Source organism: Streptomyces sp. NBC_01298 (assembly GCF_035978755.1).
Lineage (GTDB): Bacteria > Actinomycetota > Actinomycetes > Streptomycetales > Streptomycetaceae > Streptomyces.
The window spans coordinates 4,841,840-4,868,684 of record NZ_CP108414.1 but is presented as its reverse complement, the minus strand read 5'-3'; the positions used below and the strand labels follow the sequence as shown (position 1 = coordinate 4,868,684).

Annotated in this window: 30 protein-coding genes and 3 tRNA genes; 17 read left to right on the top strand and 16 right to left on the bottom strand. The window is 72.1% G+C overall.

The genetic code is table 11. From position 1 onward, the window contains the following. Window positions 1-98 precede the first annotated feature (98 nt). Entirely contained in the window at window positions 99-737 is a 639-nt protein-coding gene (locus tag OG730_RS22055) for an HhH-GPD-type base excision DNA repair protein (protein WP_327305857.1), read from the top strand. Between the two features lie 54 nt (window positions 738-791). Next, a complete protein-coding gene (locus tag OG730_RS22050) occupies window positions 792-1,268 on the top strand; it encodes a cupin domain-containing protein (RefSeq protein ID WP_327305856.1) in 477 nt (158 codons plus the stop codon). Here OG730_RS22050 and opcA read toward each other — a convergent pair. Beyond that, complete coding sequence (gene opcA / locus OG730_RS22045; RefSeq protein WP_327305855.1) at window positions 1,214-2,149, bottom strand: glucose-6-phosphate dehydrogenase assembly protein OpcA; 936 nt, start codon at window positions 2,147-2,149, stop codon at window positions 1,214-1,216. The genes OG730_RS22050 and opcA overlap by 55 nt on opposite strands. 97 nt (window positions 2,150-2,246) lie before the next feature. Beyond that, window positions 2,247-3,866, bottom strand: a complete 1,620-nt coding sequence (locus OG730_RS22040; protein ID WP_327305854.1) for a helicase HerA-like domain-containing protein — start codon at window positions 3,864-3,866, stop codon at window positions 2,247-2,249. An 88-nt stretch (window positions 3,867-3,954) separates the two neighbouring features. On the opposite strand from OG730_RS22040, the gene OG730_RS22035 reads away from it, so the two are divergent. Together OG730_RS22035 and OG730_RS22030 are read left to right on the top strand one after the other, a co-directional pair. After that, window positions 3,955-4,251, top strand: coding sequence for a type II toxin-antitoxin system VapB family antitoxin (locus OG730_RS22035; RefSeq protein ID WP_112446725.1), 297 nt, complete (start codon window positions 3,955-3,957; stop codon window positions 4,249-4,251). Between the two features lie 110 nt (window positions 4,252-4,361). Then, window positions 4,362-5,012, top strand: a complete 651-nt coding sequence (locus OG730_RS22030; protein WP_327305853.1) for a LytR C-terminal domain-containing protein — start codon at window positions 4,362-4,364, stop codon at window positions 5,010-5,012. Window positions 5,013-5,079: 67 nt separating this feature from the next. Here OG730_RS22030 and upp read toward each other — a convergent pair whose 3' ends face one another. Then, a complete protein-coding gene (gene upp / locus OG730_RS22025) occupies window positions 5,080-5,715 on the bottom strand; it encodes a uracil phosphoribosyltransferase (RefSeq protein ID WP_327305852.1) in 636 nt (211 codons plus the stop codon). Window positions 5,716-5,908: 193 nt separating this feature from the next. Here upp and OG730_RS22020 point away from each other — a divergent pair, with 193 nt between their 5' ends. The 10 genes from OG730_RS22020 (at window position 5,909) to OG730_RS21975 (ending at window position 13,010) form a co-directional block, all read left to right on the top strand. Continuing rightward, entirely contained in the window at window positions 5,909-6,868 is a 960-nt protein-coding gene (locus tag OG730_RS22020) for a universal stress protein (RefSeq protein ID WP_327305851.1), read from the top strand. A 128-nt stretch (window positions 6,869-6,996) separates the two neighbouring features. Further along, window positions 6,997-7,170: a hypothetical protein gene (locus tag OG730_RS22015; RefSeq protein ID WP_243341832.1), complete on the top strand. Its 174-nt coding sequence runs from the start codon at window positions 6,997-6,999 to the stop codon at window positions 7,168-7,170. Between the two features lie 308 nt (window positions 7,171-7,478). Next, entirely contained in the window at window positions 7,479-8,060 is a 582-nt protein-coding gene (locus tag OG730_RS22010; protein ID WP_327309361.1) for a tRNA adenosine deaminase-associated protein, read from the top strand. Window positions 8,061-8,137: 77 nt separating this feature from the next. Then, the gene (tadA, locus tag OG730_RS22005) at window positions 8,138-8,566 is read left to right on the top strand and encodes a tRNA adenosine(34) deaminase TadA (protein ID WP_327309360.1); all 429 of its coding nucleotides are present in this window, start codon (window positions 8,138-8,140) and stop codon (window positions 8,564-8,566) included. A 57-nt stretch (window positions 8,567-8,623) separates the two neighbouring features. Next, window positions 8,624-8,710, top strand: a tRNA-Ser gene (locus OG730_RS22000). 96 nt (window positions 8,711-8,806) lie between these two features. Further along, window positions 8,807-9,127 (top strand): hypothetical protein, encoded by a 321-nt coding sequence (locus OG730_RS21995; protein WP_327305850.1) that lies wholly within the window; start codon window positions 8,807-8,809, stop codon window positions 9,125-9,127. Window positions 9,128-9,506: 379 nt separating this feature from the next. Beyond that, window positions 9,507-9,668: a hypothetical protein gene (locus OG730_RS21990; RefSeq protein ID WP_327305849.1), complete on the top strand. Its 162-nt coding sequence runs from the start codon at window positions 9,507-9,509 to the stop codon at window positions 9,666-9,668. 409 nt (window positions 9,669-10,077) lie between these two features. Continuing rightward, entirely contained in the window at window positions 10,078-10,953 is an 876-nt protein-coding gene (locus tag OG730_RS21985; RefSeq protein ID WP_327309359.1) for an RNA polymerase sigma factor SigF, read from the top strand. A 246-nt stretch (window positions 10,954-11,199) separates the two neighbouring features. After that, on the top strand, window positions 11,200-12,054 hold the full coding sequence (locus tag OG730_RS21980; RefSeq protein ID WP_243341827.1) for an RNA polymerase sigma factor SigF: 855 nt from the start codon (window positions 11,200-11,202) through the stop codon (window positions 12,052-12,054). 104 nt (window positions 12,055-12,158) lie between these two features. Further along, window positions 12,159-13,010, top strand: a complete 852-nt coding sequence (locus tag OG730_RS21975) for a hypothetical protein (protein ID WP_327305848.1) — start codon at window positions 12,159-12,161, stop codon at window positions 13,008-13,010. A 42-nt stretch (window positions 13,011-13,052) separates the two neighbouring features. Here OG730_RS21975 and OG730_RS21970 read toward each other — a convergent pair whose 3' ends face one another. Next, the gene (locus OG730_RS21970) at window positions 13,053-13,292 is read right to left on the bottom strand and encodes a hypothetical protein (RefSeq protein ID WP_327305847.1); all 240 of its coding nucleotides are present in this window, start codon (window positions 13,290-13,292) and stop codon (window positions 13,053-13,055) included. Window positions 13,293-13,429: 137 nt separating this feature from the next. Between OG730_RS21970 and OG730_RS21965 the strand changes: the two genes are divergently transcribed. Next, a complete protein-coding gene (locus OG730_RS21965) occupies window positions 13,430-13,867 on the top strand; it encodes a MarR family winged helix-turn-helix transcriptional regulator (RefSeq protein WP_327305846.1) in 438 nt (145 codons plus the stop codon). 14 nt (window positions 13,868-13,881) lie between these two features. Continuing rightward, window positions 13,882-15,486 (top strand): MDR family MFS transporter, encoded by a 1,605-nt coding sequence (locus tag OG730_RS21960; protein WP_442814980.1) that lies wholly within the window; start codon window positions 13,882-13,884, stop codon window positions 15,484-15,486. A 9-nt stretch (window positions 15,487-15,495) separates the two neighbouring features. On the opposite strand, the gene OG730_RS21955 is transcribed toward OG730_RS21960, so the two are convergent. From OG730_RS21955 to OG730_RS21900, 12 genes are all read right to left on the bottom strand, one after another. Beyond that, the gene (locus OG730_RS21955; RefSeq protein ID WP_327305845.1) at window positions 15,496-16,203 is read right to left on the bottom strand and encodes a TetR/AcrR family transcriptional regulator; all 708 of its coding nucleotides are present in this window, start codon (window positions 16,201-16,203) and stop codon (window positions 15,496-15,498) included. An 85-nt stretch (window positions 16,204-16,288) separates the two neighbouring features. Then, window positions 16,289-18,541, bottom strand: coding sequence for a glycosyltransferase family 39 protein (locus OG730_RS21950; RefSeq protein ID WP_327305844.1), 2,253 nt, complete (start codon window positions 18,539-18,541; stop codon window positions 16,289-16,291). Further along, window positions 18,541-19,806: a bifunctional glycosyltransferase family 2/GtrA family protein gene (locus OG730_RS21945; protein WP_327305843.1), complete on the bottom strand. Its 1,266-nt coding sequence runs from the start codon at window positions 19,804-19,806 to the stop codon at window positions 18,541-18,543. The genes OG730_RS21950 and OG730_RS21945 overlap by 1 nt, the downstream gene beginning before the upstream one ends. Before the next feature lie 25 nt (window positions 19,807-19,831). Further along, a complete protein-coding gene (locus OG730_RS21940; RefSeq protein WP_442814978.1) occupies window positions 19,832-21,481 on the bottom strand; it encodes a sensor histidine kinase in 1,650 nt (549 codons plus the stop codon). After that, a complete protein-coding gene (locus OG730_RS21935; RefSeq protein ID WP_327305841.1) occupies window positions 21,481-22,248 on the bottom strand; it encodes a response regulator transcription factor in 768 nt (255 codons plus the stop codon). The genes OG730_RS21940 and OG730_RS21935 overlap by 1 nt, the downstream gene beginning before the upstream one ends. 76 nt (window positions 22,249-22,324) lie before the next feature. Further along, on the bottom strand, window positions 22,325-23,206 hold the full coding sequence (locus OG730_RS21930; RefSeq protein ID WP_327305840.1) for an amidohydrolase family protein: 882 nt from the start codon (window positions 23,204-23,206) through the stop codon (window positions 22,325-22,327). After that, the gene (locus OG730_RS21925) at window positions 23,187-23,528 is read right to left on the bottom strand and encodes an antibiotic biosynthesis monooxygenase family protein (RefSeq protein WP_327305839.1); all 342 of its coding nucleotides are present in this window, start codon (window positions 23,526-23,528) and stop codon (window positions 23,187-23,189) included. Before OG730_RS21925 ends, OG730_RS21930 begins: the two co-directional genes overlap by 20 nt. A gap of 106 nt (window positions 23,529-23,634) precedes the next feature. Next, complete coding sequence (locus tag OG730_RS21920) at window positions 23,635-24,537, bottom strand: DUF2797 domain-containing protein (protein WP_327305838.1); 903 nt, start codon at window positions 24,535-24,537, stop codon at window positions 23,635-23,637. Continuing rightward, the gene (locus tag OG730_RS21915) at window positions 24,534-24,968 is read right to left on the bottom strand and encodes an Lrp/AsnC family transcriptional regulator (RefSeq protein WP_327305837.1); all 435 of its coding nucleotides are present in this window, start codon (window positions 24,966-24,968) and stop codon (window positions 24,534-24,536) included. The genes OG730_RS21920 and OG730_RS21915 overlap by 4 nt, the downstream gene beginning before the upstream one ends. A gap of 116 nt (window positions 24,969-25,084) precedes the next feature. Further along, a complete protein-coding gene (locus tag OG730_RS21910; RefSeq protein ID WP_327305836.1) occupies window positions 25,085-25,450 on the bottom strand; it encodes a PH domain-containing protein in 366 nt (121 codons plus the stop codon). 255 nt (window positions 25,451-25,705) lie between these two features. After that, a tRNA-Arg gene (locus tag OG730_RS21905) sits at window positions 25,706-25,778 on the bottom strand. A 279-nt stretch (window positions 25,779-26,057) separates the two neighbouring features. Continuing rightward, window positions 26,058-26,148 (bottom strand) — tRNA-Ser (locus tag OG730_RS21900). A 186-nt stretch (window positions 26,149-26,334) separates the two neighbouring features. Between OG730_RS21900 and OG730_RS21895 the strand changes: the two genes are divergently transcribed. Continuing rightward, window positions 26,335-26,790, top strand: a complete 456-nt coding sequence (locus OG730_RS21895; protein ID WP_327305835.1) for an SSI family serine proteinase inhibitor — start codon at window positions 26,335-26,337, stop codon at window positions 26,788-26,790. The last annotated feature ends 55 nt before the right edge of the window (window positions 26,791-26,845 follow it).

Sequence of the window (26,845 nt, the reverse complement as noted above, 5' to 3'; positions counted from 1 at the left end):
CTCCTGTGTCGTGTACGACGTGACCCGTCTCGGTACACACGCTAGGCGGGGGCCCCGACAATCGCGCGGGGAGCGCCCGCGCGCGGGACCCTGGAGCCATGGACGACAAGGACAAGAGCGTCACCATCCGTCTCGCCCAGCAGCCGGAGGCCGACGAGCTGCTCGGGCGCAGCCCGCTCGCCGCACTGGTCGGGATGCTGCTGGACCAGCAGGTGCCCATGGAATGGGCGTTCTCGGGGCCCTACACGATCGCCCGGCGGCTGGGCTCCGACGACCTGGACGCGCACGCGATCGCCGCCTACGACCCGGAGGCCTTCGCCGCGCTGCTCTCCGAGAAACCGGCCGTGCACCGCTACCCGGGCGCGATGGCGAAGCGGGTGCAGCAGCTGTGCGCGTACCTGGTGGAGCACTACGGAGGGGACGCGGCGGCCGTGTGGACCGACGCGGGGACCGGCGCCGAGCTGCTGGCGCGGCTGCGGGCGCTGCCCGGCTTCGGGGAGCAGAAGGCGCAGATCTTCCTGGCGCTGCTCGGCAAGCGGTTCGGGGTGCGGCCGCGCGGCTGGCGCGAGGCGGCCGGCGGGTACGGGCCGGCGAACGTCTACCGGTCGGCGGCGGACATCACGGGCCCGGAATCGCTGGCCAAGGTGCGGGCGCACAAGCAGGAGGCGAAGGCCGCCGCGAAGGCGGCCACGACGACCGGGAAAGCGGCCAATACCGGTGACGGCAAGCGGAATTGACCGTTCGGGCGAGTGCCGGGCCCGTTGTCAGACCCGGCCTATAAGCTCGTGATCATGACTGAGAACCTGACCCGCGCCGCCACCGCCGAGATCATCTCCGACGGCCCCGGCAGCCTGATCACGCTCCTGACGGACACCGCCGAGCTCACCTGCAACACGGCCACCTTCGAGGTCGGCGCCGCGGGTGCCCCGGTGCACTTCCACACCAAGGCGACCGAGTTCTTCCACGTCACGGACGGCACGCTCGACGTCCTGCTCGGCGACGAGATACACACCCTGACCAAGGGCGACTTCCTCGCCGTGCCCCCCGGCGTGAAGCACGCCTTCGCCCCGGCCGCGGACAGTACGGCCGAGGTCTTCGTCGGCTTCACCCCCGGCATGGGCCGCTTCGACTACTACCGGCTGCTCGGCCGGGTCCGGGCCGGCGAGGCCACGGTGCAGGACATCATCGACAGCCAGCCCGTCTACGACAACCACTACGCGGAGAGCGACGCCTGGGCCGGCCGCCTGAAGCGCAGCGCCGAAGCGTAGATCTCGTCGGCGTCGAGCCTTCGCAGTTCCTCCGCTATCAGCTCGGCGCTGCTGCGGATCTTCAGCGCGACCTTGCGGTCGGGGCTGCCCGGCAGGAGCAGGGTGGCCAGGACACCGTCCGGGCGGTCCACGCGGATCTCCCCGGCGGAGGTCGTCAGCCGGACCCGGGTGATGACCGGGCCCCCGGTCGCCACCCGCTCCACGGGCACGCCCAGCCGGTCCTCCAGCCAGCGGGCCAGCAGCTCGGAGCTCGCGTTGCCGGGCTCGCTCTCCACGGCCGCGCCCGTCACCGGGAGCGGCTTCTGGTCCAAGGCGGCGGCCAGGAGCGAACGCCACGGGGTGACCCTGGTCCAGGCCAGGTCGGTGTCCCCGGGCTCGTAGGCGCCGGCCCGGGCGTCGAGCGCCGCGACCGGGTCGGGGGCCGCCTCGGCGTCCGTGATCCGGCGCTGCGCGAGCGCGCCCAGCGGGTCCCGGGCGGGCGCGTCCGGGGCTTCGGCGGGCCACCAGGCCACCACGGGCGCGTCCGGCACCAGCAGCGGGAGCACCACGGAGCCCGCGTGTTCGGTGAGCGTCCCGTGCAGCCGGAGCAGCACGATCTCCCCGGACCCGGCGTCGGCGCCGACCCGCAGCTCCGCGTCGAGCCGGTTCTGACGCAGCCGGTGCGAGCCGCGCGCGGTGCGCTTGATCACCGCGATGATCCGGCAGGGGTGCTCGCGCGAGGCCTCGGAGGCCGCGCGGACGGCGTCGTAGGCGTTCTCCTCGTCCGTGGCGACGAGGAGGTTGAGCACGAGCCCCATCGTGGGGCTCCCGATGGCCCGTCGCGCGTCGAGCAGGGCCCGGTTGACCTTGCTGGAGGTCGTATCGGTGAGTTCGGTCCGCATGCTCCGAGTCTCGCAGGCCGGACGGGGCCTCAGGTACGCATTCCGGCGTGCGGTGTCCCGGGTGCGGTGTCCCCGGTGCGGGGGCCCCGGTGCGGGGTCAGCGGCGCCGTCTGGCCGTGCCGAAGATGGACCGGGAGATCTCGCGGCCCAGTTGCGTGCCGATCGACCTGGCCAGGGAGCGGAAGAGCCCGCTGCCCACCACCTGCTCCGCCAGCGAGGGATCCGGCTTCGGAGCGGCCTTCGCGGCCGCCTTCGCCTGCTTCTCGGCCTCCGCCGCCGCGGCCGCCGCCTCGGCTTCCGCCTCCGCCGCCGCCTGCTCGGCGCTGATCTTCTCGTACGCCGATTCCCGGTCGATGGGCTCCGCGTAGCGCGAGTAGAGCAGCGAGGACTTCACCGCCTGGTCCAGCGCGGCCGCGTCGATCGGCCCCATCAGCGACCGGGGGGCCCGCAGCCGGGTCGCCGCCACCGGGGTCGGCGCGCCGTTCTCGCTGAGCACCGTGATCACCGCCTCGCCCGTCCCCAGCTGGGTCAGCAGCTCCTCCAGGTCATAGGGGGAGTTCGGGAAGGTCTTCACCGTCGCCTTCAGCGCCTTCGCGTCGTCCGGGGTGAAGGCGCGCAGGGCGTGCTGCACCCGGTTGCCGAGCTGCGCCAGCACGTCGGCCGGCACGTCCTTGGGGGTCTGGGTGACGAAGAAGACGCCGATGCCCTTGGATCGGATCAGCCGGACCGTCTGCGTGATGGCTTCGAGGAAGGCCTTCGAGGCCCCGTTGAACAGCAGGTGCGCCTCGTCGAAGAAGAAGACCAGCTTGGGCTTCTCCAGATCACCGACTTCCGGCAGGTCGGTGTACAGGTCCGCCAGCAGCCACATCAGGAAAGTGGAGAAGAGCTGCGGTTTGTCCTGGACCGCCGGGAGCTCCAGTACGGAGACCAGTCCGCGCCCGTCCGCCGCCGTCCGGAGGAATTCACTGGTGTCGAATTCGGGCTCGCCGAAGAATTCCGCGGCTCCCTGCTGTTCGAAGGCGGTGAGCGCCCGCAGGATCACTCCGGCGGTCACCGTGGAGAGTCCGCCGATGCCCTTGAGCTCGGGCTTCCCCTGGTCCGAGACGAGGAAGGCGACGACGGCCCGCAGGTCCTTGAGGTCGATCAGCTCCAGGCCCTTGGTATCGGCGTAGTGGAAGATCAGCCCCAGTGACTGCTCCTGCGTCTGGTTGAGCTGGAGCACCTTGGACATCAGGACCGGGCCGAAGCTCGTCACGGTGGACCGCAGCGGGATTCCGGGGCCGATCCCGCCCAGCGAGTAGAACTCGCTGGGGAATCCGGCGCCCTCCCATTCCTGGGCCACGTCCTTGGCGCGTTCCCCGATCTTCTCGTTGGCCGCGCCGGGGGCGGAGATGCCCGAGACATCGCCCTTGATGTCCGCGAGGAAGACCGGGACGCCGTTGGCCGACAACTGTTCGGCGATGAGCTGCAGCGTCTTGGTCTTGCCGGTTCCCGTGGCGCCCGCGACCAGGCCGTGCCGGTTGAGCATCGACAGCGGGATGCGGATCTGATGCTCCGGCAGGCAGGCCCCGTCCCAGAGCAGGGCCCCCAGATCGAGCGCGGGTCCGGTGAAGGCGTACCCGGCGGCGATCCGGCCGGCGGGGGAGTCGGCAGGGGACGGGGCGGGGGACGGGGAAGGGGACTCGGCAGGGGACGCGGGGTCGGTGCTCTGACTCATATATCACTCCCGAAATAGCACTATTCGCCACCTTTGCACCGTCATCGCAAGGCTGCGCCCGCAGGCCCCTGCCCGGTAGGCTTTCCGTGTGATCTTCAAGCGCATCGGAAATAGGCGGCCGTACCCCGACCACGGCAGGGAAACCACCCGTCAGTGGGCGGATGTCGCCCCGCGCCCGGTCCGGCTCGACCAGCTTGTGACCACCAAGGGCCAGCTCGACCTCGAAACGCTGCTCGCCGAGGATTCGACCTTCTACGGGGACCTCTTCGCCCATGTCGTGAAGTGGCAGGGCGACCTGTACCTGGAGGACGGTCTGCACCGCGCCGTCCGGGCCGCGCTCCAGCAGCGCCAGGTCCTGCACGCGCGCGTCCTCGAACTGGGCTGACCCGCTCCGGCCGGTGTCGGATAGGTCCCGGTTGCGCCTTTCGGGTCAGCCTTGCCCTATCAACAGATGATTCGGTGGGCATCGGCAGCGGTCGGCATTACGCTGCGCACATGAGCATGCTCACTCCCCCTGGCATGGGCGGAAAGTACAAGGTCACGGGAGCGGCTTACCCCCGCATGACCCGCCCTCGACGCCGCCGCCGGATCGTCCTCGTGGTGCTCGGATCGATCATCGGGCTCGCCCTGATCGCTTACGGGGCCGTGCAGCTCATCGACGTGTTCGGCGGTGACGCCGACAAACGCAAGACCGCCGCCGCGGCCAAGGACTGCGCCACCCCCGCGCCCAAGGCGGGCTCCGCCGCCACCCCCGCCGCCGCGCCGAAGGTCGTCCTCCCGGCGCCCGGCGGCATCACGGTCAACGTCTACAACGCGACCCCGCGCGCGGGCCTCGCCAAGGCCGTGGGCGATGAGCTCAAGAGCCGCGGCTTCGCCATCGGCAAGGTCGGCAACGCCCCCGCCGACTTCGACAAGAAGGTCCCGGGCGCCGGGATACTGGTCGGCTCGCCGCAGACGGACAAGGCCGCCTTCTCCGTCCTCGGCACCAACCTCGCCGGCGCCACCCACCAGACCGACGCCCGCGAGACCGCGGACATCGACCTGATCCTGGGCGACGCCTTCCAGACGCTCACGCCGAAGGCCGACGCCGACAAGGCCCTCGCCGCCCTGGCCAACCCCCAGCCCGCGCCCGCCAAGAAGTGCTGACCGCATGAAGAAGCCCGGCCTACCCCTGGGGGAGGCCGGGCTTCTTCGAGCTTGCGCCGATACTCCGCTACTCCGCCGAGCCGTACATGCGGTCGCCCGCGTCGCCCAGCCCCGGCACGATGTAGCCCTGCTCGTTGAGCCGCTCGTCCACCGCGGCCGTCACCACCGTCACCGGCGTGCCGGCCAGCTCGCGCTCCATGACCTCGACGCCCTCCGGCGCGGCCAGCAGCACCACCGCGGTCACGTCGTCCGCACCGCGCTTGATGAGCTCCTTGATCGCCGCGACGAGCGTGCCGCCGGTGGCGAGCATCGGGTCCACCACGTAGACCTGGCGGCCCGAGAGGTCCTCCGGCATGCGCGTCGCGTACGTGGAGGCCTCCAGGGTCTCCTCGTTGCGGACCATGCCGAGGAAGCCGACCTCGGCGGTCGGCAGCAGCCGCACCATGCCGTCGAGCATGCCGAGACCGGCGCGCAGGATCGGTACGACCAGCGGCCGCGGGTAGGAGAGCTTCACGCCGGTGGTCGGGCCGACCGGGGTGACGATGTCGGCCTGCTCGGTGCGCACGTCCCGGGTGGCCTCGTACGCGAGCAGGGTCACCAGCTCGTCGGCGAGCCGCCGGAAGGTGGCGGAGTCGGTGCGCTTGTCGCGCAGAGTGGTGAGTTTGTGCGCCACCAAGGGGTGATCCACTACCTGCAAACGCACAACATCCTCCAAGACTTGACTGCCGCAGCAAAAGCCACGGCCCGCGACGCCGCTACCTGCGAAAACGGCCGCAAACACGCGACCCACATCCAAAAGGCTACGCGCTGCGCCCACCCCTTCGCGCCCGAAGCGGCGGCCACGCCCGGAAAGCCCTGGAGATGCGACCCGCCCGGACCCCCAGCACGCTGGACTGATGAGCCACGCAATGGTGATCGCCGCCGTAGACGGATCCGAACACAGCCTCAAGGCCCTGGAGTGGGCAAGGGCTGCGGCAGTGCGCCACGGCACCGGGCTCGTCGTCGCCCACGTGCTGTCCGACAGCGTCCAGTTGTACGCGGCACGCCGTTCCTCCCTCCAGGACCGCGGCGAGCCCGAGGAGGCCGAGGACCCCGTCAGCGTGCGCATACGGGCCCATCTGGCCACCGGGGGCGAACTGCCCGCCGAAGTCCGCTACGCGTCCCTGGAGGGCTCCGTCCCGGAGGCCCTGCGGGACATCGGGGAGGGCGCCCGGATGCTGGTGATGGGCTCCCGGGGCCGCGGCGGCTTCGCCGCGCTGCTGCTCGGCTCGAACAGCCGGGCCGTGGCCACCAGCGCCGGCTGCCCCGTGGTCGTGGTCGCGCACGAGGCGCGCGGAGTGGACGCGGCCTCCCAGGCCTCGGCCGGGCGGGTCGTGCTGGGGCTGCACGCCGCGGAGACGCCCGACAACGTACTGGACTTCGCGTTCACGGAGGCCGCCGCGCGGGGCACCACGCTCCAGGTGGTCTCGGCGTACAGCATCCCGCCGTCGCCGACGATGGTGATCGACAGCCCGTTCGCGGTGATCCCGCCGGAGGCGCTGGTGGGGGAGGACGAGAACGCGGTGCCGGCCGAGCGGGAGATGCTCCGCTCCCAGACGGAGCGGCTCGCACCGTTCCGGGCGAGGTACCCGACCGTGCCCGTCGAGCAGGCCGCGGTGCCCGGGGACGCGGCCGGGCGCCTCGTCGCCACCTCGAACTCGGCGGCGCTGGTCGTCGTGGGCCGCCACCACCCGCGCCGGCACATCCGGTCCCTGATGATGGGCTCGGTCGCGAACGCCGTGCTGCAGCACGCGCACGGGCCGGTGGCGATCGTCCCGACGCTGTCGGAGACCGAGGAGACCGAGGAGTCCGCGTAGCCGGGTTTGTCGGAATCCGACTGAATTCCTGCGGAGTCGTGACAGAAGGTGGCATCAAACGGCTGGTCCGGGGGAAGGTGGGGATTCGGGGGGACGGACCGGACCGGACCAGCCAGGGGCGGTGACCCATGCCCGACGACGATCACGAGCCACTGGAGACGACGGCGCAGCGCAGAGCCCGGCGCGCGCAGTTCCTCCGTGACCTGCACGAGGCCCGGGAACTGCGCGACCGGGTCCAGCCCAGGCGCGCCCGCGCCGCCCGCATGCGCCAGCAGATGCGCATGCGCACCTTTCGCTGGTGAGCCCCGCCTTCGGCCCCGGCGGGGTGCCTCCCGGCTGCCGCGCGGCACCCGTCGGGCCCCCGTCGGGCCCCCGCCCGAAACGCCGCCCGTGACGCCGTCCGGCCGCCACCGCGCCCCCGGCACGAGACCCCGTACAACACGCGCGGCCAGCGCCACGGCGCCGAAGACCTCTCGCAATGGCTCCGTTTCTGCCACGATGCCGACTGGGCGGGGTACGAAACGGTGAGCACGGCGACCGTTCCACCCCCACCCACCTCCGGCCGGGGGGAACTCCAACCGGCACACCTATGACCAGTGGGAGAGTCACGGTGTATTTCGCCGCACTGCTCGCGCGCACCGAAGACGGGTGGGAAGCGAGCGACATGGAACTCGACGATGTCGAGTCTCTGAGTGATCTGATCGATCTCGCCCGCTCCGCCTCTGTCGACGACGACACGGTGGTAGCCCTCATCGAACAGGAGGACACCTGGTTCGGGGTCGTCCGGGTGGACGGCGAGGAGGACCCGCGCTACTACGTGTCCAACGCCTCCGCCGCCTCCCGCAGCTCCTACGGCTCGATGCTGACCGACGAGCTGCTGGGCAAGGACGACGAGGACGACGAACTCGACGAGCTGGACCTCGACGGCACCGAGGACGGCGAGGACGAGGTCATCGCCTCTTATTCGGACGGCGGATCCGCCGACAGAGACGAGGAGGACGACGCTGACGCGGACGACGGCCACGACGTACGGGCCGGCGCCGAACCGGCACCCGCCGGCCCGCTCGGCGACCCCCGGCTGCTCGACGACCTCGGGGTGAGCCACAAACAGCTGATGACCCTGGACGGGGACGCCCTCTCGGAGATCGCCGATTCGCTCGGCGCCACCGAGGTCCTGGAGGCCGTCCGCTAGTGATCCCCGAGCACCACCACACCCCGCACACCACCCCGTACACGCCCGATCCCGTACGGGACCCGTGGCAGGACTCCATGCGCCTCGCGCTCCGGGAGGCCGCCCGGGCGGTGCCGGCCGGCGACGTGCCGGTCGGCGCCGTGGTGCTCGGCCCGGACGGCACGCTCCTGGCCACCGGGCACAACGAACGGGAGGCGACCGGCGACCCGACGGCACACGCCGAGGTACTGGCGCTGCGCCGGGCGGCCACCGCCCTCGGGGAATGGCGGCTCCCGGGGTGCACCCTCGTGGTGACCCTGGAGCCGTGCGTGATGTGCGCGGGCGCCCTCGTGCAGTCGCGGGTGGCCCGGGTGGTCTACGGGGCGGCCGACGAGAAGGCGGGCGCCGCGGGGTCGCTGTGGGACCTCGTACGGGACCGCCGGCTCAACCACCGTCCCGAGGTGATCGCGGGCGTGCTCGCGGGGGAGTGCGCGCGGCAGCTCACGGACTTCTTCCGCGATCTCTGAGCGCTGTCGCGCGGATGGATTTCAGAGCACGGCTCTCCTTGGGCTAAGCTCTCTCTCGGTAGCGTGTCCGAGCGGCCGAAGGAGCACGCCTCGAAAGCGTGTGATGGTGCAAGCTATCCGTGGGTTCAAATCCCACCGCTACCGCTCTGATCGAGAGCCCCGCCCCGCAAGGGTCGGGGCTCTCGGTGTTTCCGGGGGTTCCGGGGGTTCCGGGGGTTCCGGCGTCCGAGGGACATCCGCGTGACTGCCCGCGCCCTGGGCCGTTGTCACGGCATGACCAAGACCAAGCGCATCCTCGCCGCCCTCGCCCTCGCGGGGGCCGCCGCCGGCCTCGCGGCTCCCGCCGCCTCCGCCGCCCCGGTCTCCCCACTCACCCTTCCGGACCTGCCGGCCCCGCAGGGCATGCCCGAGGGGGCGAGCCCGTCCTCGGTGCAGGAGATCGGCGGACAGGTGAGCGGCGGCCTGAACCAGCTCAACCAGCTGATGGAGCTCCCGAACCAGCTCGCGCCCGTGATCGCCCCCGTCCAGCCGATCGCCGACCTGGCCGGCGGGCTGGAGTAGGCGCTCCCCCGGCCCGGAAGGCGCCAAACGCGAAGAAGGCCCCGACCTGAGTCGGGACCTTCAACGGTTGGGACGGGGGAAGTGGCATCGGGGGGACAAGCCACTTCCCCCGATGAGGACGGAACCTGCCAGTCCAAGCCGCAGTCAGGGGGGAAGCTTGCGGCTCGGACCCCGCAGTGAGGTCCTGTCCCTCGCTCACCGATTTCCTGCCAGAACCGGTGGGCTTGTGTTCAATCCTGCGCCTTCCGGGGCCGTCGGCACACCGGCAAAGGGCCTGTGCCGCCAGGTCATTGGTCCCTAAAGGCCGGGTGAGTGTTCGAACACGACGGGCTAGACTCTGCCGACCTTGCAGGACCGGTTGGGGAGGCCGACAGCGCACGTGGAAACCAAGAAGCTGATCTCGGGCGCCCTTGTCGTCTTCGTCCTCTTCGTCATCATCACCCAGCCCGAAAAAGCCGCCGACATGGTCAAAATAGGCTTCATGGGGATCTCGGATGCCGCAACGGCGATCGGCGAGTTCATGACCGAACTGGTGCGCTGAACCCGTACGCTGAAGCGGTTTCCGGACTTCCCGGCCCCCCACTCCGACGGATGGGGGGCTTTTCGCGTTCGCGCAGACGGGGCAAGATGCCCTGTTATGCCCAAGTTACTCCCAACACGGCGTTATACGGTGCTTGCACACAGTGCACATGTCTTGTGATGCTATGACCGCTTTTGACGGATGAGTTGATGACGTGAAGTGAAGGGGTGGCGTGACCGTGCCGGCCAGTACTGCGCCTGAGGTGCCGCCCCAGCAGGACCCACAGCAGGAGCAGCCCCACCATCCGCACGAACCCCGCGGGAACTCCGCGCAGGCCCCGCACCGGGCCTCCCCGCAGGTGTCCCCGCAGGCCTCCCCGCAGGTGTCCCCCCAGGGCCAGCCGCAGGTGACCCCGCAGGGCCAGTCGCAGGTGACCCCGCAGGGCCAGTCGCAGGTCTCCCCGCAGCCCCAGCCGCAGGAGTCCCACGTACCGCCCCAGCAGGAGGCTCCCGAGGAGCCTCCGGTCGCCCCCAGGCCGCAGAGCCGGGGCGCCGACACCCGGGCCCTCACCCAGGTCCTGTTCGGGCAGCTGAAGGACCTGCAGCCGGGCACCAGCGAGCACGCGCGGGTCCGCGGGGCCCTCATTGAGGCCAACATCCCGCTCGTCCGGTACGCGGCCGCCCGCTTCCGCAGCCGCAACGAGCCGATGGAGGACGTGATCCAGGTCGGCACGATCGGGCTGATCAACGCGATCGACCGGTTCGACCCCGAGCGCGGGGTGCAGTTCCCGACCTTCGCCATGCCGACCGTCGTGGGCGAGATCAAGCGGTACTTCCGCGACAACGTCCGCACCGTCCACGTGCCGCGCCGGCTCCACGAGCTGTGGGTCCAGGTCAACGCCGCCACCGAGGACCTCACCACCCTGCACGGCCGCACCCCGACCACCCCCGAGATCGCCGAGCGGCTGCGCATCGGCGAGGACGAGGTGCTCTCCTGCATCGAGGCCGGCCGCAGCTACCACGCGACCTCCCTGGAGGCCGCCCAGGAGGGCGACGGGCTCCCCGGCCTGCTCGACCGCCTCGGCTACGAGGACCCCGAGCTGGCCGGCGTGGAACACCGCGACCTGGTCCGCCACCTGCTCGTACAGCTGCCCGAACGCGAGCAGCGGATCCTGCTCCTGCGGTACTACAACAATCTGACCCAGTCGCAGATCAGCGCCGAGCTCGGCGTCTCCCAGATGCACGTCTCCCGACTCCTCGCCCGGAGCTTCGCCCGGCTGAGATCCGCAAACAGGATCGAGGCCTAACCGAATCGAGTGGAGATCATTCTCCGCGTTTCCTGACAGAGCGGCAGATTCCCGCCCTAGAGCAGGCCTATCGGGTTCTGTCGCTGGAGATACTTGTCGACATGGCGCTACAGCGTGTTGCCGACATGTGACATTCTGCTGGAACCGCGTTTGCCGCAGCCCCGCCTCCGGTATTCAGGTGGAGGCTGCGTTCCTCCGACGGGCGCGCAGATGAAGCGCGACCGTCCGCGACCTCAAGGGGGTGGCATGTCCGTAGACCAGGGCAGCTCACAGGTGCTCACGCTCGTCAAGCAGCGTGAAGTGCCGGCAGTGTCCCACCGCTCGGAAGCCATCGACACCCGGATCGACACCCGCACCCTCTCCCGCTCCCTCTTCAAGCGGCTCGCAGGCCTCGACGCGGACAGTCCCGAGCGGACCTACGTGCGCGACACCCTGATCGAGCTGAACCTCCCCCTCGTGCGCTACGCCGCGGCCCGCTTCCGGAGCCGCAACGAGCCCATGGAGGACATCGTCCAGGTCGGCACGATCGGGCTGATCAAGGCCATCGACCGGTTCGACTGCGAGCGCGGGGTGGAGTTCCCGACCTTCGCCATGCCGACCGTCGTGGGCGAGATCAAACGGTTCTTCCGGGACACCTCCTGGTCCGTGCGCGTCCCGCGCCGGCTCCAGGAGCTGCGGCTCGCCCTCACCAAGGCCAGCGACGAGCTCGCCCAGAAGCTCGACCGCTCGCCAACCGTGCCGGAGCTCGCGGCCGTGCTCGGGGTCTCGGAGGAGGACGTCGTCGACGGCCTCGCCGTGGGCAATGCGTACACCGCCTCCTCGCTCGACTCGCCCTCCCCCGAGGACGAGGGCGGCGAGGGCTCGCTCGCGGACCGGCTCGGGTACGAGGACACCGCGCTGGAGGGCGTCGAGTACCGCGAGTCGCTCAAGCCGCTGCTGGCCAAGCTCCCGCCCCGGGAACGGCAGATCATCATGCTGCGGTTCTTCGCGAACATGACCCAGTCGCAGATCGGCGAGGAGGTCGGCATCTCCCAGATGCACGTCTCCCGGCTGCTCACGCGCACGCTCGCGCAGCTCCGCGTCGGCCTGATCGGCGAGTAGCCTCCGCGGCCACCGGGATGCGGCCGCGCGGACCGGCACGAGCACGCTCGGCCAATCCTCCGCAGCGGCTTCACAATTGACGGCACGTCAGTAAAACTGCCGGGATGCGAAAGGTATCCCGGCAGGCCGCCGTCCTCGCCCTGTGTGCCACGGCTTCCGCCGTCGCCCTGACCGGCTGCGGCGGCCCCGCGCGCGAGGCCTACGTGGCCGTGGGCGCAGCCGCCCCCGGCCCGGATCGGGGCGCCGGGGAGAACGTCGCACCCAGGGCCGGGGTCGAGTTCCAGTCGCTCCCGCAGGCGTCGCCCGGCTCCTCCGCGGCCGGCGACGGCACGTCGGGGAGCGCCTCGGCGGACATCCCGGGCGGCACGCCCGGCGGTACTCCGGGCGGAAGCTCGGGCGGAGTCACGGGCGGAGTCTCCGGTGGGACATCGGGCGGCCCCGGCGGTACGCCGCCCGGCGCCCCGGGATCGCGGCCCCCGGCCGGCTCCGCCTCGGGCGGAGGCGCGGCCACACCCCCCGGCGGCTCCGGGAACCCGCCCGCCACCGCACCCGGCACCACGCTTCCGACCGCCCCGGGCGGCAAGCCCGGGAGCCCGTCCAGCCCGCCGCCGAAGCCCGGGCCGTCCACGCCCGCGCCGCCTCCGGCCACGCCGGCGAAGCTGAGCATCGGCGCGCCGACCCGCACCGCGGCCGCGGAACGCTGGTGCGAGCAGGTCGCGGTGCCCTTCACCAACACCGGAGGCACGGCGGCCCGTTCGGGCACGGTCAGCTTCGCGACGCACATCATCGGCGCCCTGGGCGTCGACTGGAACACCATCATCTCGACCCAGCCGCTGCCCGCCCCGATCGCGGGCGGCACGACGAAGACGCGGACCTACCGGATCTGCGTCGAGGCCTGGCGCGTCCCCCTGGGCATGCACGTGGAGACCCAGAGGGTCACGGCCACCTGGAACTGACGGCGGTCGGGAACTGACGGCCGTCGCCGCGCGGGCCGGGCCTCAGAGCGCCAGCCAGGCCACCACGGCGATCAGGACCACCGCGGCGAGGCCGACGCCGATCCACAGGCCCGCACCCGGGCCCGACTTGCGCGCGGCACGGTTCTGCATGCGCGAACCGGGGACGGCGGGGGCCGGTACCGGCTCGTCGACGAACGCCCGGAACATCTGGGTGCTGCCCGCGGGGTCGTAGTCACCCTCGGGAGCCTGTGAGTTGTGGTTCGAGTCGTGATTCGCAGCCATGCGCAGGACCCTAGCGGGTTTTCCGATTCCTTTACCGCCCGGGCCTCCGATTCATTTGCCTGTAACAACCATCTGCTTCTATGGTTGCCCGAAGCAACGACATTCGGAGGGGGGTCCCGGTGACCACAGCGCCCGCAGTGACCACACCCGCAACGCGTTACGCCGAACTGGCCCGACAGCTCACCGGCATCGGCGCCGTCAAGCGCGACCTCGCCCGCCTCCTGCCCTCCGACTGCCCGCCCGGTTCGGCGGCCGTGCTCACCGTGCTCGACCGGCACGGCGAGATGCGGCTCGGCCGCCTGTCCGAGTACCTGGCCATCGACATCTCCGTGACCAGCCGGCACGTCGCGCACACCACCGACCGCGGCTGGATCACCCGCGACACCGACCCCGTCGACGCCCGCTGCCGGATCCTGCGCCTGACCCCGGCCGGCCGCGCGCTCCTCACCGAGCTCGGCACCCGCCACACCACCGCGCTGGCGAAGGCCCTGGCCGACTGGTCCGACGCGGACGTCGACCACCTCAACATCCTGCTGGCCCGGCTCCGGTCGGGCTTCACGCTTCCAGACAGCTAGACCGAAGGAAACACATGGCTACGACCACACCCACCGGTGTGCGGGGAGGCGGCCGGCCGGAGACCACGTCCGACAGCGCGCCCATGACCCACCCGCAGATCATGAAGGCGCTCTCCGGGCTGATGCTCGGCATGTTCGTGGCGATCCTGTCCTCCACGATCGTCTCCAACGCCCTGCCCCAGATCATCGGCGACCTCGGCGGCACCCAGTCCTCCTACACCTGGGTGGTCACGGCCGCCCTGCTCTCGATGACGGCGGCCACCCCGCTCTGGGGCAAGCTGTCCGACCTCTTCAGCAAGAAGCTGCTGGTCCAGATATCCCTGGTGATCTACGTCCTCGGCTCGATGGTCGCGGGCATGTCCCAGAACACCGGCATGCTCATCGCCTGCCGCGTGGTCCAGGGCATCGGCGTCGGCGGGCTCTCCGCCCTCGCCCAGATCGTGATGGCCGCGATGATCTCCCCGCGCGAGCGCGGCCGGTACAGCGGCTACCTCGGCGCGGTCTTCGCCGTCGCCACCGTCGGCGGCCCGCTGCTCGGCGGGGTCATCACCGACACGAGCTGGCTCGGCTGGCGCTGGTGCTTCTACGTCGGCATCCCCTTCGCCGTCATCGCCCTGATCGTGCTCCAGCGCACCCTGCACCTGCCCGTCGTGCGCCGCGAGGTCAAGGTCGACTGGCTGGGCGCCTTCCTGATCAGCGGCGCCGTCTCGGCCCTGCTGATCTGGGTGACGCAGGCCGGCACCTCGTACGACTGGATGTCCTGGCAGAGCGCGGCGATGACCGGCGGCGCCCTCGTCCTCGGCCTGCTCTTCCTCCTGGTCGAATCCAGGGCGAGCGACCCGATCATTCCGCTGCGCCTCTTCCGCAACAAGACCATCAGCCTCGCCTCGGCAGCCTCGCTCTTCGTCGGCATCGCGATGTTCTCGGGCACCGTGTTTTTCAGCCAGTTCTTCCAGTTGGCCCGCGGCGAGTCCCCCACGATGTCCGGAATCCTCACGATTCCGATGATCGGCGGGCTCTTCGTCTCCTCCACCGTTTCCGGTCAGGTGATCACCAAGACCGGTAAGTGGAAGGCCTGGCTCGTCTCCGGCGGCGTGCTCCTGACGGCCGGACTCGGCCTGCTGGGCACCCTGCGGTACGACACCCCGTACTGGCACATCGCGATCTTCATGGCGCTGACCGGCCTCGGCCTCGGCATGATGATGCAGAACCTGGTCCTCGCCTCCCAGAACCAAGTGGCCCCCGAGGACCTCGGCGCCGCCAGCTCGGTCGTCACCTTCTTCCGCTCGCTCGGTGGCGCGATGGGCGTCTCCGCCCTCGGCGCGGTCATGGCCAACCGGGTCACCCACTACGTCAAGGACGGCCTCGCCGAGCTCGGCCCGAAGGCGGCGGCCATGGGCCACGGCGGTACCGGCGGGGGTGCGATCCCCGACCTCGCCCAGCTGCCCGAGCCCTTCCGCACGGTCGTCGAGTCCGCGTACGGGCACGGGGTCGGCGACGTCTTCCTCTACGCCGCCCCCACCGCGCTGCTGGCGCTGGTGCTGGTGGTGTTCATCAAGGAGGTCGCCCTGAGGTCGAAGCCGGCGGCCCACGAGCCGGCGGCCGCCGCGGCGGAGTAGCCGGGCGGTCTACGGGGCCGCGGGCGCGGCGGGGGCGGTGAGGTGTCCGGGCGCGGTGGCGGCGGGGGGCGCGGGCGCGGTGGGCGCCCCGGCCGCCGGTCGCCCGGTGTGCGCCTGGATCCCGGCGATCAGGACGTCGAGCGCGAGGCAGAACTCCCCGTCGGCCGGCCGCCGGACCGTGCCCCCGCAGCCGTGCAGGAACTGGGAGACGGCCAGCCGGGCCCCGGCACGGGTGGCGTCCGGCAGGCCCGTGGCCTCCAGCAGCCGGTGCAGGGCTGCGTCGAAGGCCCGGGCGTGCGGGCCGATGTTCGGATACGCGGCGGTGAGCGGAGCCACCCACGGATGGTCCGCGAGCAGCCTCCGGTAGCCCCGGGCCAGCGAACGGAGCCGGCCGGGCCAGCCCTCCACGGGCGGCCCGGCCGGCTCCTGCCGTTCACCGAGCTCGCCCAGGGCGCTGTCCAGGGCGAGTTCGAGCAGATCGTGCTTGGTGTCGACGTACCAGTACAGGGACATCGCGGTGACCCCGAGCCCGGCGGCGAGCCGCCTCATGGAGAACCGGGCCAGCCCGTCGGCGTCCAGCAGCCGTACGGCCGCGGCCGTGATCCGTTCCCGGTCCAGTCCCGCGGGGGCCTCGCTGCGCCGCCGGGCGCGTGCGGCCGGCCGTACCGCCAGCCAGACGCTGGTCCGGGCCGTGCCGGGATCCGCCGGGGTGGCCATGGAGGCATCCTCCTCACGCGCACGGGACCGGCCCGCGATGCCCGGTCCGCCCCCTCGATGCTAGTGGGACCGGGTCCGGCGGGTTTCAGGATGCCGGTGACGTCGGCGCGGTGAGGTCGTAGAAGGTGGCTCCGCCGATGGTGGAGGCCTTGAAGTTGGCCTTGACCCAGGTCTCGATGGAGCTGCTCACGCCCCCGCCGGGGCCGCCCCCGCCGCGTGCCGCGGTGCCGGTCTCCGCGCCGCCGCCGGTTTCGCCGCCGGCCGCGGCGCCGTCGGCCACGGCGCCGTCGGCTCCCGCGCCGCTCTGGCCGATGAAGTAGTGGATCTTCCCGGCGCTCACGTACGCCTTGAACTGCTCCAGGGTCGGGGAGGGGTCGCTGCCGTTGAAGCCGCCGAGGGCCATCACCGGCTGCTGCGAAGCGAGCTGGTAACTCGCCGCGTTCTGCGAGCCGATGGCCGCCGCCGCCCAGGTGTACCGGTCCGCGTCGGCGCGCAGCGCGGCCGTGGCCTCGGCGCTGGTCCGCGTCCCGCCGAGCAGGCCGCCCATGCCGCCGCCGGTGCCGCCGCCGCCCGTGCCCCGGCCCATGCCACCGCCCGGTCCGCCGCCGGTCCGGGTGCCCCGGCCGCCGTCGGTGGGGCCGGTCCCGCCGGGGGCCTGGCCGCCCTGGGGTGCTCCGCCCGGGGGCATGCCCTGCGGTGCGGCTCCGCCACCGCCCCCGGGCATCCCGCCGCCGCCCGGCATCTCGAAGCCGCGCATCCCGCCGCCGGGACCGCCCCGGCCGCCCGCGACCGCGGGGCCCGCCGTGACGATCGAGCCCGTGTGCGGGGTGGTCACCGTGGTCAGGCAGTACGCGAGGGGTCCGGCCAGGGCCACGCCCAGGCCGACTGCCGCCACGCCGAGTGCGGTGCGGCGGCCCAGCCGCGCGGTGAACGGCAGCAGCAGGGCCGTGCCGAGTCCGACAGCGAGGACCAACCAGCGCAACCACGGCACGTACTCCGCGGAGCGACCGAGCAAGGCGAAGGCCCAGTACGACGTGAGAGCGAGGGTCCCGGCGAGCGTGAGGGAGGCGGCCCGGCTGCCCCGCTCCTCCCAGAGGACGGCGATGCCCATGCCGACCAGGGCGGCGATGTACGGAGCCAGGGCGACGGTGTAGTACTCGTGGAAGATGCCCTGCATGAAGCTGAAGACCACCGCGGTGATCAGCAGCGCCCCGCCCCAGGCCAGGAAGGCCGCGCGGGCCATGCCCTCCAGGGTGTCGGTGGCCCGGCGGGCCCGCCAGGTGACCACGAGGCCCGCGACGAGCAGGATCAGCGCGGCGGGCAGCAGCCAGCCGATCTGACCGCCGATGTTCGAGGAGAACAGCCGGTCGATGCCGGTCTCTCCCCAGGCCATTCCGCCACCGCCGCCACCACCGGCTCCGGGGGCGCCGGCGATGCCCTCGGCGGCCGCCGTGCGGGCTCCGCCGCCGACGCTGCCGGTCTCCTCGCCGTTGATCCGGCCGAGGCCGTTGTAGCCGAGGGTCAGTTCCAGGAAGGAGTTGGTCTGCGAGCCCCCGATGTACGGGCGGGAGGAGGCGGGCCACAGTTCGACGACCGCCACCCACCAGCCGCCGGCCGCCACCATGGCGAGGGTGGAGAGCAGCAGTTGTCCGAGGCGCCTGCGCAGCCGGGTCGGCGCGCAGACCGCGTACAGCAGGGCGAGGGGCGGCAGGATGACGAAGGCCTGGAGGGTCTTGGTCAGGAAGGCGAAGCCGACCGCGACCCCGGCCCAGACGAGCCATGTGGTGTGCGCGCCGTCCAGGGCCCGGAGCACGCAGTACACGGTGACGGTCATCAGGAGGGTCAGCAGCGCGTCGGGGTTGTTGAAGCGGAACATCAGCGCGGCCACGGGCGTCAGCGCGAAGACGGCTCCGCTGATGAGGGCCGCCGCCGGGCCGAACTGGCGGCGCACGGCCGCGTAGAGCACGGCGGTCGTGCCGACGCCCATCAGGGCCTGCGGGACGAGGATCTGCCAGGCACCGAGCCCGAAGAGCCGGACGGACAGCATCATGGGCCACAGCGCGGCCGGGGGCTTGTCGACGGTGATGGAGTTACCGGCGTCGGAGGAGCCGAAGAAGAAGGCCTTCCAGCTCTCCCCGCCCGCCTGGACCGCGGCGGAGTAGAAGGAGTTGGCGTAGCCGGAGGCACCCAGGTCCCAGAGCAGCAGCACGGCGGCGGCGAGGAGCAGCCCGAGGAACGCGGGGCGTTCCCAGCCGGGGCGCGCGGCGTGCGCCCCGGCCGTCCTGGGGGACGGGGCGGCCGGGGAGGGCGGGTGGAGCGGTAGGGCTGCCGTGGTCATCAGGAGTGGTCCTTCGCGGGAGTGGCGCGCCGTTCGGGGAAGACCCAGGCGCGGAAGAGCAGGAACCGCAGCACCGTGGCGGCGAGGTTGGCGGTGACCAGGACGGCCAGCTCGGTGCTGTGCCCCGGTGTGGAGTTGGCGGCCCCGAGGGCGGCGAGCGATCCGCTGGTCAGGGCCAGTCCGATGGCGAACACCACGAGCCCCTGGGCCTGGTGGCGGACGGCGCGGGCCCGGCCGCGGACGCCGAAGGTGAGCCGGCGGTTGGCGGCGGTGTTGGCGACGGCGGAGAGCAGCAGCGCGGCGGCGTTGGCGAGCTGGGGGCCGGCGGCGTTCCGTGCCGCGGAGTAGAGGAGCAGGTAGAGGAGGGTGGACAGGGCGCCGACCGCGCAGAAGCCCAGGAGCTGGCGGGCCAGCCCGCGCGGGACCCCGGGCAGGGCGGTGCGGTCGCGCGGGTCGTCCCCGAAGGGGCGGGCGAGCCGGTCCAGCGGGAGCGCGCCGACGGCCAGGGCCCGGCCCACCCGCCAGACGCCCTTGAGGTCCTCGGCGGCGGTGCGGGCGATGTGCACGGTGGAATCGGGGTCGTCGACCCAGTCCACCGGGACCTCGTGGATGCGGAGCCCGGCCCGCTCGGCGAGGACCAGCAGCTCGGTGTCGAAGAACCAGCCGGAGTCCTCCACGAGCGGCAGCAGCCGGGTCGCGACCTCGCGGCGGATCGCCTTGAAGCCGCACTGGGCGTCGCTGAAGCGGGCGGAGAGCGAGGAGCGCAGGAGCAGGTTGTAGGCGCGGGAGATGAACTCCCGCTTCGCTCCCCGGACCACCCGCGAGGAGCGGGCCAGGCGGGTGCCGATGGCGAGGTCGGAGTGGCCGGAGATCAGCGGGGCGACCAGCGGGAGCAGGGCGTTGAGGTCGGTGGAGAGGTCCACGTCCATGTACGCCAGGACGGGTGCTTCCGACTCCCCCCACACCGTGCGCAGGGCCCGGCCGCGGCCCTTCTGCTCCAGCCGGGTGCTGCGTACGCCGGCCACGGAGGCGGCGAGGGCGGCCGCGACCTCGGGGGTGCGGTCGGTGCTCGCGTTGTCGGCGATGGTGATGCGGAAGGGGTACGGGAAGGTCCGGGTCAGGTGCTCGTGCAGCCTGCGCACGCAGGGGCCGAGGTCCGTCTCCTCGTTGTAGACCGGGATCACCACGTCGAGGACGGGCTCACCCGGTACGGGCGCGAGGGGCGACCGGACCGGGAGCGCTCCGGAAGAGGTGTCGGTAGGCATGACCCGACCCTCCCGGGGCGGGCTGTCACCGCTGTGTGCTGACCCTGTGGCCCGTCTGTGAGTGCGGCTGCGCGGCCGGAACGGGAGCGGCGGGGTCGGCCAGGGGGAGCAGGACCTCGAAGGAGGTGTGGCCGGGGGCGCTGCGGACGTCGACGTGGCCGCCGTGGGCCGAGACCACGGCGGCCACGATGGCCAGGCCGAGGCCGGTGGAGCCCGCCGAACGGGAGCGGGAGGCGTCGCCGCGGGCGAAGCGCTCGAAGACGTGGGGCAGCAGTTCGGGCGGGATGCCGGGGCCGTCGTCCTCGATCCGGAGCCGGACGACGGATGTTTCACGTGAAACATGCGCCGTGACGGTGGTGCCGGGCGGGGTGTGGGTCCGGGCGTTGGCCAGCAGGTTCACCAGCACCTGCTGGATCCGCGCCGGGTCGGCGTGGACGGGCGCCGGATCCTCGGGCAGTTCCAGGCGCCAGTGGTGGTCGTGGCCGGCGGCCCGGGCATCGCTGACGGCGTCCACGACCAGCGGGGCCAGATCCGTGTCGCAGGTGGACAGCGGGCGGCCCGCGTCGAGCCGGGCCAGCAGCAGTAGGTCCTCCACCAGACCGGTCATCCGGGTGGCTTCGGACTCGATCCGCCCGAGGGCGTGCCGGGTGTCGGGGCCGGGCTCCTCGCGGCCCCGGCGGGTCAGTTCGGCGTACCCGCGGATGGAAGCCAGCGGGGTGCGCAGCTCGTGGCTGGCGTCGGCGACGAACTGGCGGACCCGGGTCTCGCTCTGCTGGCGTGCGGTCAGGGCCGAGGAGACGTGGCCCAGCATCCGGTTGAGGGCGGCGCCGACCTGCCCGACCTCGGTACGGGGGTCGGCCTCCGCTTCGGGTACCCGCTCGTGGAGGGCGGGCTCGCCGCTGTCCAGGGTGAGTTCGGAGACCCGGGTGGCGGTGGCGGCGACGCGGCGCAGCGGGCGCAGGGCGACACCGACCAGGGCCTGTCCGGCGAGGGAGGCCGCGATCAGCCCGGCGAGGGTGACGAAGACCTCCACCGCGATCAGGGTGTGCACGGTGGAGTCGACCTCGGTGAGCGGGAAGCCGATCACGATGCTCGCGTCGGGCGACGTCAGCACCCGGTATCCGCCGAGGCCGGGCAGCTGCAGTTCGACCGGATCGCCAGGATCACCCGGATCGCGCGGACTGCCGTCGGCGGCCTTGTGCGCGGCCGCGGCGAGGACGGAGGCCTGCTCCGTGGTGAGGGGCAGGCGGCCGCTGGACCCGGACCCGTCACCGGAACCGCCGATGGCCGCGCTGCGCTGGCTGCGGAGGCTGTCGACGGTCTTGCCCGCGGCGTCGAGGCGGACCCCGACGGCGGCCAGCGGGGATCCGGGTCCCATGACGACGCCGAGGTCGTTCGCCCGGGGGAACTTGCCCGCGCCGGGGTGGCTCGCTATCTCGACGGAGGCGCGCAGCTGTTCGTCGACCTTGTCGACCAGGTACGAGCGCAGCGCGACGGTGGTGACGGTGCTGATGGCAGCGCCGACGACGGCGATGAGGGCCACCGCCGAGACGACGAGCCGGGTCCGCAGCGACCAGGGCCGCCGGCTCCACCGGGGGCGGCGGGGTCCGGGGGGACGCGCCGGGCGGCCCGGCCGGCGCGGGCGGCGGGAGCCCCGGGGCTCGCCGGCCGCCACTAGTCGGCCGGCTTGATCAGGTAGCCCGCGCCGCGGCGGGTGTGGATCATCGGCGGAAGGCCGGTACCGCCCTCCAGCTTGCGCCGCAGGTAGGAGATGTAGAGCTCGACGACGTTGGCCTGCCCGCCGAAGTCGTACGACCACACGCGGTCCAGGATCTGCGCCTTGCTCAGCACCCGGCGCGGGTTGCGCATCAGGTAGCGCAGCAGCTCGAACTCGGTCGCGGTCAGGTGGACGTCCTGACCGCCCCGGTTCACCTCGTGGCTGTCCTCGTCGAGCCGCAGGTCGCCGACCTCCAGCACCGACCCGCCGCGCGCGGCCTGCGCCGCCCCGGAACGCCGGACCAGGCCGCGCAGCCGGGCCACGACCTCTTCCAGGCTGAACGGCTTGGTGACGTAGTCGTCGCCGCCCGCCGTCAGACCCGCGATGCGGTCCTCGACCGAGTCCTTCGCGGTCAGGAACAGCACCGGGACGTGCGGGAGCTCCCGCCGCAGGCGGCCCAGGACGGCCAGCCCGTCCATGTCGGGGAGCATGATGTCGAGCAGGACGACATCGGGCCGGAACTCCCGTGCCGCGCGCACCGCCCCCGCACCGTCACCCGCGCTGCGGACCTCGCAGCCCTCGTAGCGCAGGGCCATGGAGAGCAGCTCGGAGAGGGCGGCCTCGTCGTCCACGACGAGGACCCGGCACGGGCTGCCGTCGGGCCGGACGAGGGCCGCGTGGTTGCCGGTGGACGTGGACGCGTGGGATGTGGTCGTCGCAGTCATGCGTACACGCTGGCCGCCGCCCGTGAGAGCCCTCTTGCCTGAAGCTGTGAATTCCCTGAGAAACCCCTCCCGCCCCTCAGGCCAGGCGGAAGAGCCGGGCGGCGTTGTCGTGGCAGACGGCGCGCAGCCAGGCGTCGCCGAGGCCGAGGCGTTCCAGGGCCTCGAGCTGGTGCTCGTAGGGGTAGGGGATGTTCGGGAAGTCGGTGCCCAGCAGGATCCGGTCGCCGAGGTCGGCGAGCCGGCCGCGGTCCTGCGGCGGGAAGCCGCTGAACTGCTCCGAGAAGTCGGTGAAGGCCATGGTGGTGTCGAGGCGGACCTCGGAGTACCGGGCGGCGAGGTCGAGGAAGTCCGCGTACTCCGGCATCCCCATGTGCGCGACGATCAGCGGCAGCCGGGGGTGGCGGGCCAGCAGCCGGGCGATCGGCTCGGGTCCGGTGTGCTTCCCCGGGACGGGCCCCGAACCGCAGTGCACGACCGTCGGGATCCCGGCCTCGGCGAGGAGCCCCCAGACCGGATCGAGCCGGTCGTCGGTGGGGTCGTACCCGCCCACCTGGAGGTGGGCCTTGAAGACCCGGGCCCCCGCGGCGACGGCCTGGCCGACGTACTCCCGCACCCCGTCCTCCGGGAAGAAGGTCGCGGTGTGCAGGCAGTCGGGGGTGCGCGCGGCGAAATCGGCGGACCAGGAGTTGAGCCAGGCGGCCATGGCGGGCTTGTGCGGATAGAGCATGGCGGTGAAGGCCCGGACCCCGAACTCCCGCAGCAGCGCGACCCGCTGCTCCTCCTCGTGCCGGTACGTGATGGGCCACTCGACGCCGGTCAGCGGTCCGACCGCGTCGAAGTAGTCCCACACCTTGTCCAGCACGCGCTCCGGCATGAAGTGCGTGTGTACGTCGACCAGCCCGGGCACCCCGAGCCGTTCCCGGAACGCCCGGACGGCCTCAGCCGTCTTCGCGGACAAAGCCGTGGCTCCGCTCGACCGTCGCGACGTGCAGCGTGTAGCTCTCGTACCAGTCGGTGCGGCCCTGCTTCATCGCCGCCTGGTGCTCCATGTCCTTGCGCCAGAGGGCCATGGACTCGTGGTCGCGGAAGTAGGCGACGGTGATGCCGAGCCCGCCGGGGGTGCGCGCGGACTCGTAGCCGAGGAACCCCGGATTGCCGCTGACGAGCTCGGCCATCCGCTCGAGCGTCTCGGGGTATCCGCCGTCCTCGGCGGTCCGGACGCTGGTGAACACGCTCATGACATAAGGCGGTTCGAAGGCCTGTACGGGCTGGATGCTCATGCCCACCACCCTCTGCGGCCGGTACGTGGCATGTCCACCGGAAAACGGCCCGGAGCACCAAAGGGATCCAAGTTTTGACCTTGCCCCCCCTCCTGCGCCGGTCGGATCAGAACAGCCCGTCCTGCGCGACCGCGGCGTCCCGCCCGGGAGCCGGGATCCCCGCCACGGGCACGTCGGTGGCACCGCCCTCCCTGCCCTCCCCGGGCGCCACCAGCTCCCACCCCGCGAGCAGCCGGGTGTCCACGACCAGCCCGTCGGCGAAGTGCAGATCGGGCCCGGCCGCGCCGACGAGCCGGCCGGCGACGCTTCCGCCGGGCACCATCTCGGTGATCACCCGGGCCGGGGCGGGCAGCACGTCGAGCCCGAACACCCCCGCGTGGTCGGTCACCTCGCACTCGAGCCTCTCCAGCGACTCCGGCCACCCCTCCAGCGCGGCCGCCCGCGCGTGCAGGGCGGCGACCTCCGCCGCCCGCTCGGGCACCGGCGGCACGTCCCCCCGCACGGCCCGCTTACGGGCATAGGCGATCCGGTCGGGCACTCCGAGCGCGGCCCGCAGCAGTTCCTCGGTCCGACGGGCCGCCATCAGCGGCCCGCGCCCCAGCCAGGCCCAGGCCACCGCGCCCTGCTCCAGCAGCCGGACGGACCCGCGCTCCTCGGCGGTGATGCCCACCTTGACCAGTCCGGCCCCGAACCAGGCGAGGTACACCCGGTAGGTACGCGGATCACCGGCGTTGGTGTCGGCCGCCACCGAGAAGGAGCGGTCCAGGCCGGCGCACTCGGGGCACTGGGCGTTCCCGGCCCGGCCGGGCACGGTCCGCCCCGTCGGGCACGGCGTCCGCCGTCCGGCCCGCCGGATGCCGAGGCAGCGGCGCTCTCCCCGGGCGGCGAAGGCGAGCGGCTGCCCGTACCCGAGGAGGCTGGTGCGCTCGCCCCGTCCCGGTCCCGGCCCGTACCAGCCCATGGCGGGCCGGCCGTCGTTCCACCGAAGCCCGGTGCACCACCAGGTCACAGGGGAAGCGGTCGCTCGAAGAAGGTTTCCAGGACGACGGTGGCCTGCGTCCCGCTGACACCGTCGATGGCGTAGAGGCGGCGCAGCACGTCCTGCAGCTGCTCGGTGGTGGCCGTGCGGACCTTGACCATCACCGAGGCGCTGCCGGCGATGATGTGCGCCTCCTGAATCTCCGCGATGCCCTCGAAGGCGGCCCGCGAGTCGCCCATCCAGGCCGTGGAGTCGACCATCACGTAGGCCAGGACCCCGCTGCCGACGGCCGCCGGATCCACCTCGACCGTGGTCCGCCGGATGACCCCCCGCTCGCGCAGCTTGCGCACGCGCTCGTGGGTGGCGCCCGCGGAGAGCCCCACGGAGGCCGCCAGCGCCGCGTACGACTGGCCCGCGTCATCCTGGAGGCGCTGGATCAGCGCCCGGTCGATGTCGTCCACCGAACTCCTCCTACGTCCCTGCACGCCCTGGCGGAGACGCTACCTGATCCTGAATTCACCCCCTGTGGCCGAACAGCATTCGGCCGGCTCTTCCCTGCTTCCCTCCCCCCGCCCGGCTAGCGGGCGACGAACTGCGTCAGGATCGCCTGCACCTCATAGATGTCGACGCCCTTGGTGAAGGTCTTCGCTATCGGCGCCGAGCTACCGGAGAGCCATATCTTCAGCTCCGCGTCCAGGTCGAAGTGTCCGGCGGTCTCCACGGAGAAGTGCGTGATGCTCCGGTACGGGATCGAGTGGTACTCGACCTTCTTGCCCGTGAGCCCCTGCTTGTCGATGAGCACGAGCCGACGGTCGGTGAACAGGATCGTGTCGCGGATCAGCAGGTACGCGGCGTGCACCTGCTCCCCCTGCCCCAGCAGCCGCGCGTACTCGCGGTGAGCCGACTCCGGATCCACTGCGTGCGCGTTCCCGAACAGTCCCATGTGCGTTCCCCCTGCTTTCCCGGTGAGCCGGTCCCTGGCGAGTCGATCTCCAAGAAACCGTAGCCTCGCCCGGCCTTGCCCCGCGTCCCCCGGCAGAGCCATCTCACCCCGTAACCCCCCGGAGCCAGGTCTCATCACTGAGGAGGAGGGGAGAGGGGGAGGCAGGGACGGAGGGGAAGGAAAGAAGAGGAGAAGGGGAGAAGAGGAAGAGCAACGCAAGAGGCCCCCCGGTGAACCGGGGGGCCTCTTGGGCTGTGCACTCGGCAGGATTCGAACCTGCAACCTTCTGATCCGTAGTCAGATGCTCTATCCGTTAAGCTACGAGTGCTTGGCTGGCCGGGGTTTTGCGCCCCGTTGGCCTTGCGAGAACAACAATACATGGACCTCGCCGGGACGCGAAATCCATTAGTCCCACCCGCCCTGACCTGCGGAAACGGCCTGGAAGAAGATCATCCGGTTGGGTGCCGCGGCGCCCTCGGGGCAGCTCTGCCCGGGCAGATCCCGCCATCCCCCGAACCCGCCATCCCCGAACGGCCCGCACCCCGAACGCACCGGACCCCGAACGCACCGAAGCCCCGGTCCGCAAGGACCGGGGCTTCGTGAAGTGCGGAGGCGGAGGGATTTGAACCCTCGATGGGGCGTAAACCCCAAACCGCATTAGCAGTGCGGCGCCATAGACCGGACTAGGCGACGCCTCCAGCACACCCCCGCGTACGAAGGTGCGTGCAGATGATGACACAGGCCAGGGGCTGGTCACCAATCCGCTCCCACGGTACAAGGAGGGCGGCCCGCAGAGCAAAGCCTTAAGCACCCTCATGTGCGAAACGTCGGCGCCTGCTCGTCGTTGGTCTGTCGTACGACGTACGGACGACCTGGAGTTCCCCATGCTGCGTCTCGCCGCTTTCGCCGTCACCTCCGCTCTGGCCGCCGCGGCGGCGGGCCCGGCGGGCCCCCTGCCCCCGCTGCCACCCCTGAGCCGGCTCCTGACCGCCCCCGCCCCCGCCCCGGCCCCCGACCGGCTCACCATCGTGGTGGCCGACACGGGCAACCCGCGGGCGGACGGCGAGTACCGGCTGGAGTGCGCCCCGCCCGGCGGGAACCACCCGCAGGCCCAGGACGCCTGTGCCCGCCTCGAAGCCCTCGCGCGCGAGGGCAAGGACCCCTTCGCTCCCGAGCCCGGAAACCAGCTGTGCACCCTGCAGGACGGCGGCCGCGCCACCGCCCGGATCACCGGAACCTGGCACGGCCACAGGGTGGATTCCCGGTTCCGCCGGACGAACGGATGCGAGATCCGCCGGTGGAACGACTTGGAACCTGTGCTTCCGAGTGGGCGTGCCTGACCTGGGAGGATGCACCGCTCGGGCGGTATGCGCCGGACATCCGCCCTCTCACCGG

Coding starts and splice junctions, on each gene's coding strand:
- OG730_RS22055 (WP_327305857.1), top strand. CDS start 99: ATGGACGACAAGGACAAGAGCGTCACCATCCGTCTCGCCCAGCAGCCG.
- OG730_RS22050 (WP_327305856.1), top strand. CDS start 792: ATGACTGAGAACCTGACCCGCGCCGCCACCGCCGAGATCATCTCCGAC.
- opcA (WP_327305855.1), bottom strand. CDS start 2,149: ATGCGGACCGAACTCACCGATACGACCTCCAGCAAGGTCAACCGGGCC.
- OG730_RS22040 (WP_327305854.1), bottom strand. CDS start 3,866: ATGAGTCAGAGCACCGACCCCGCGTCCCCTGCCGAGTCCCCTTCCCCG.
- OG730_RS22030 (WP_327305853.1), top strand. CDS start 4,362: ATGAGCATGCTCACTCCCCCTGGCATGGGCGGAAAGTACAAGGTCACG.
- OG730_RS22020 (WP_327305851.1), top strand. CDS start 5,909: ATGAGCCACGCAATGGTGATCGCCGCCGTAGACGGATCCGAACACAGC.
- OG730_RS22015 (WP_243341832.1), top strand. CDS start 6,997: ATGCCCGACGACGATCACGAGCCACTGGAGACGACGGCGCAGCGCAGA.
- tadA (WP_327309360.1), top strand. CDS start 8,138: ATGCGCCTCGCGCTCCGGGAGGCCGCCCGGGCGGTGCCGGCCGGCGAC.
- OG730_RS21980 (WP_243341827.1), top strand. CDS start 11,200: ATGTCCGTAGACCAGGGCAGCTCACAGGTGCTCACGCTCGTCAAGCAG.
- OG730_RS21975 (WP_327305848.1), top strand. CDS start 12,159: ATGCGAAAGGTATCCCGGCAGGCCGCCGTCCTCGCCCTGTGTGCCACG.
- OG730_RS21970 (WP_327305847.1), bottom strand. CDS start 13,292: ATGGCTGCGAATCACGACTCGAACCACAACTCACAGGCTCCCGAGGGT.
- OG730_RS21960 (WP_442814980.1), top strand. CDS start 13,882: ATGGCTACGACCACACCCACCGGTGTGCGGGGAGGCGGCCGGCCGGAG.
- OG730_RS21955 (WP_327305845.1), bottom strand. CDS start 16,203: ATGGCCACCCCGGCGGATCCCGGCACGGCCCGGACCAGCGTCTGGCTG.
- OG730_RS21950 (WP_327305844.1), bottom strand. CDS start 18,541: ATGACCACGGCAGCCCTACCGCTCCACCCGCCCTCCCCGGCCGCCCCG.
- OG730_RS21945 (WP_327305843.1), bottom strand. CDS start 19,806: ATGCCTACCGACACCTCTTCCGGAGCGCTCCCGGTCCGGTCGCCCCTC.
- OG730_RS21935 (WP_327305841.1), bottom strand. CDS start 22,248: ATGACTGCGACGACCACATCCCACGCGTCCACGTCCACCGGCAACCAC.
- OG730_RS21925 (WP_327305839.1), bottom strand. CDS start 23,528: ATGAGCATCCAGCCCGTACAGGCCTTCGAACCGCCTTATGTCATGAGC.
- OG730_RS21910 (WP_327305836.1), bottom strand. CDS start 25,450: ATGGGACTGTTCGGGAACGCGCACGCAGTGGATCCGGAGTCGGCTCAC.
- OG730_RS21895 (WP_327305835.1), top strand. CDS start 26,335: ATGCTGCGTCTCGCCGCTTTCGCCGTCACCTCCGCTCTGGCCGCCGCG.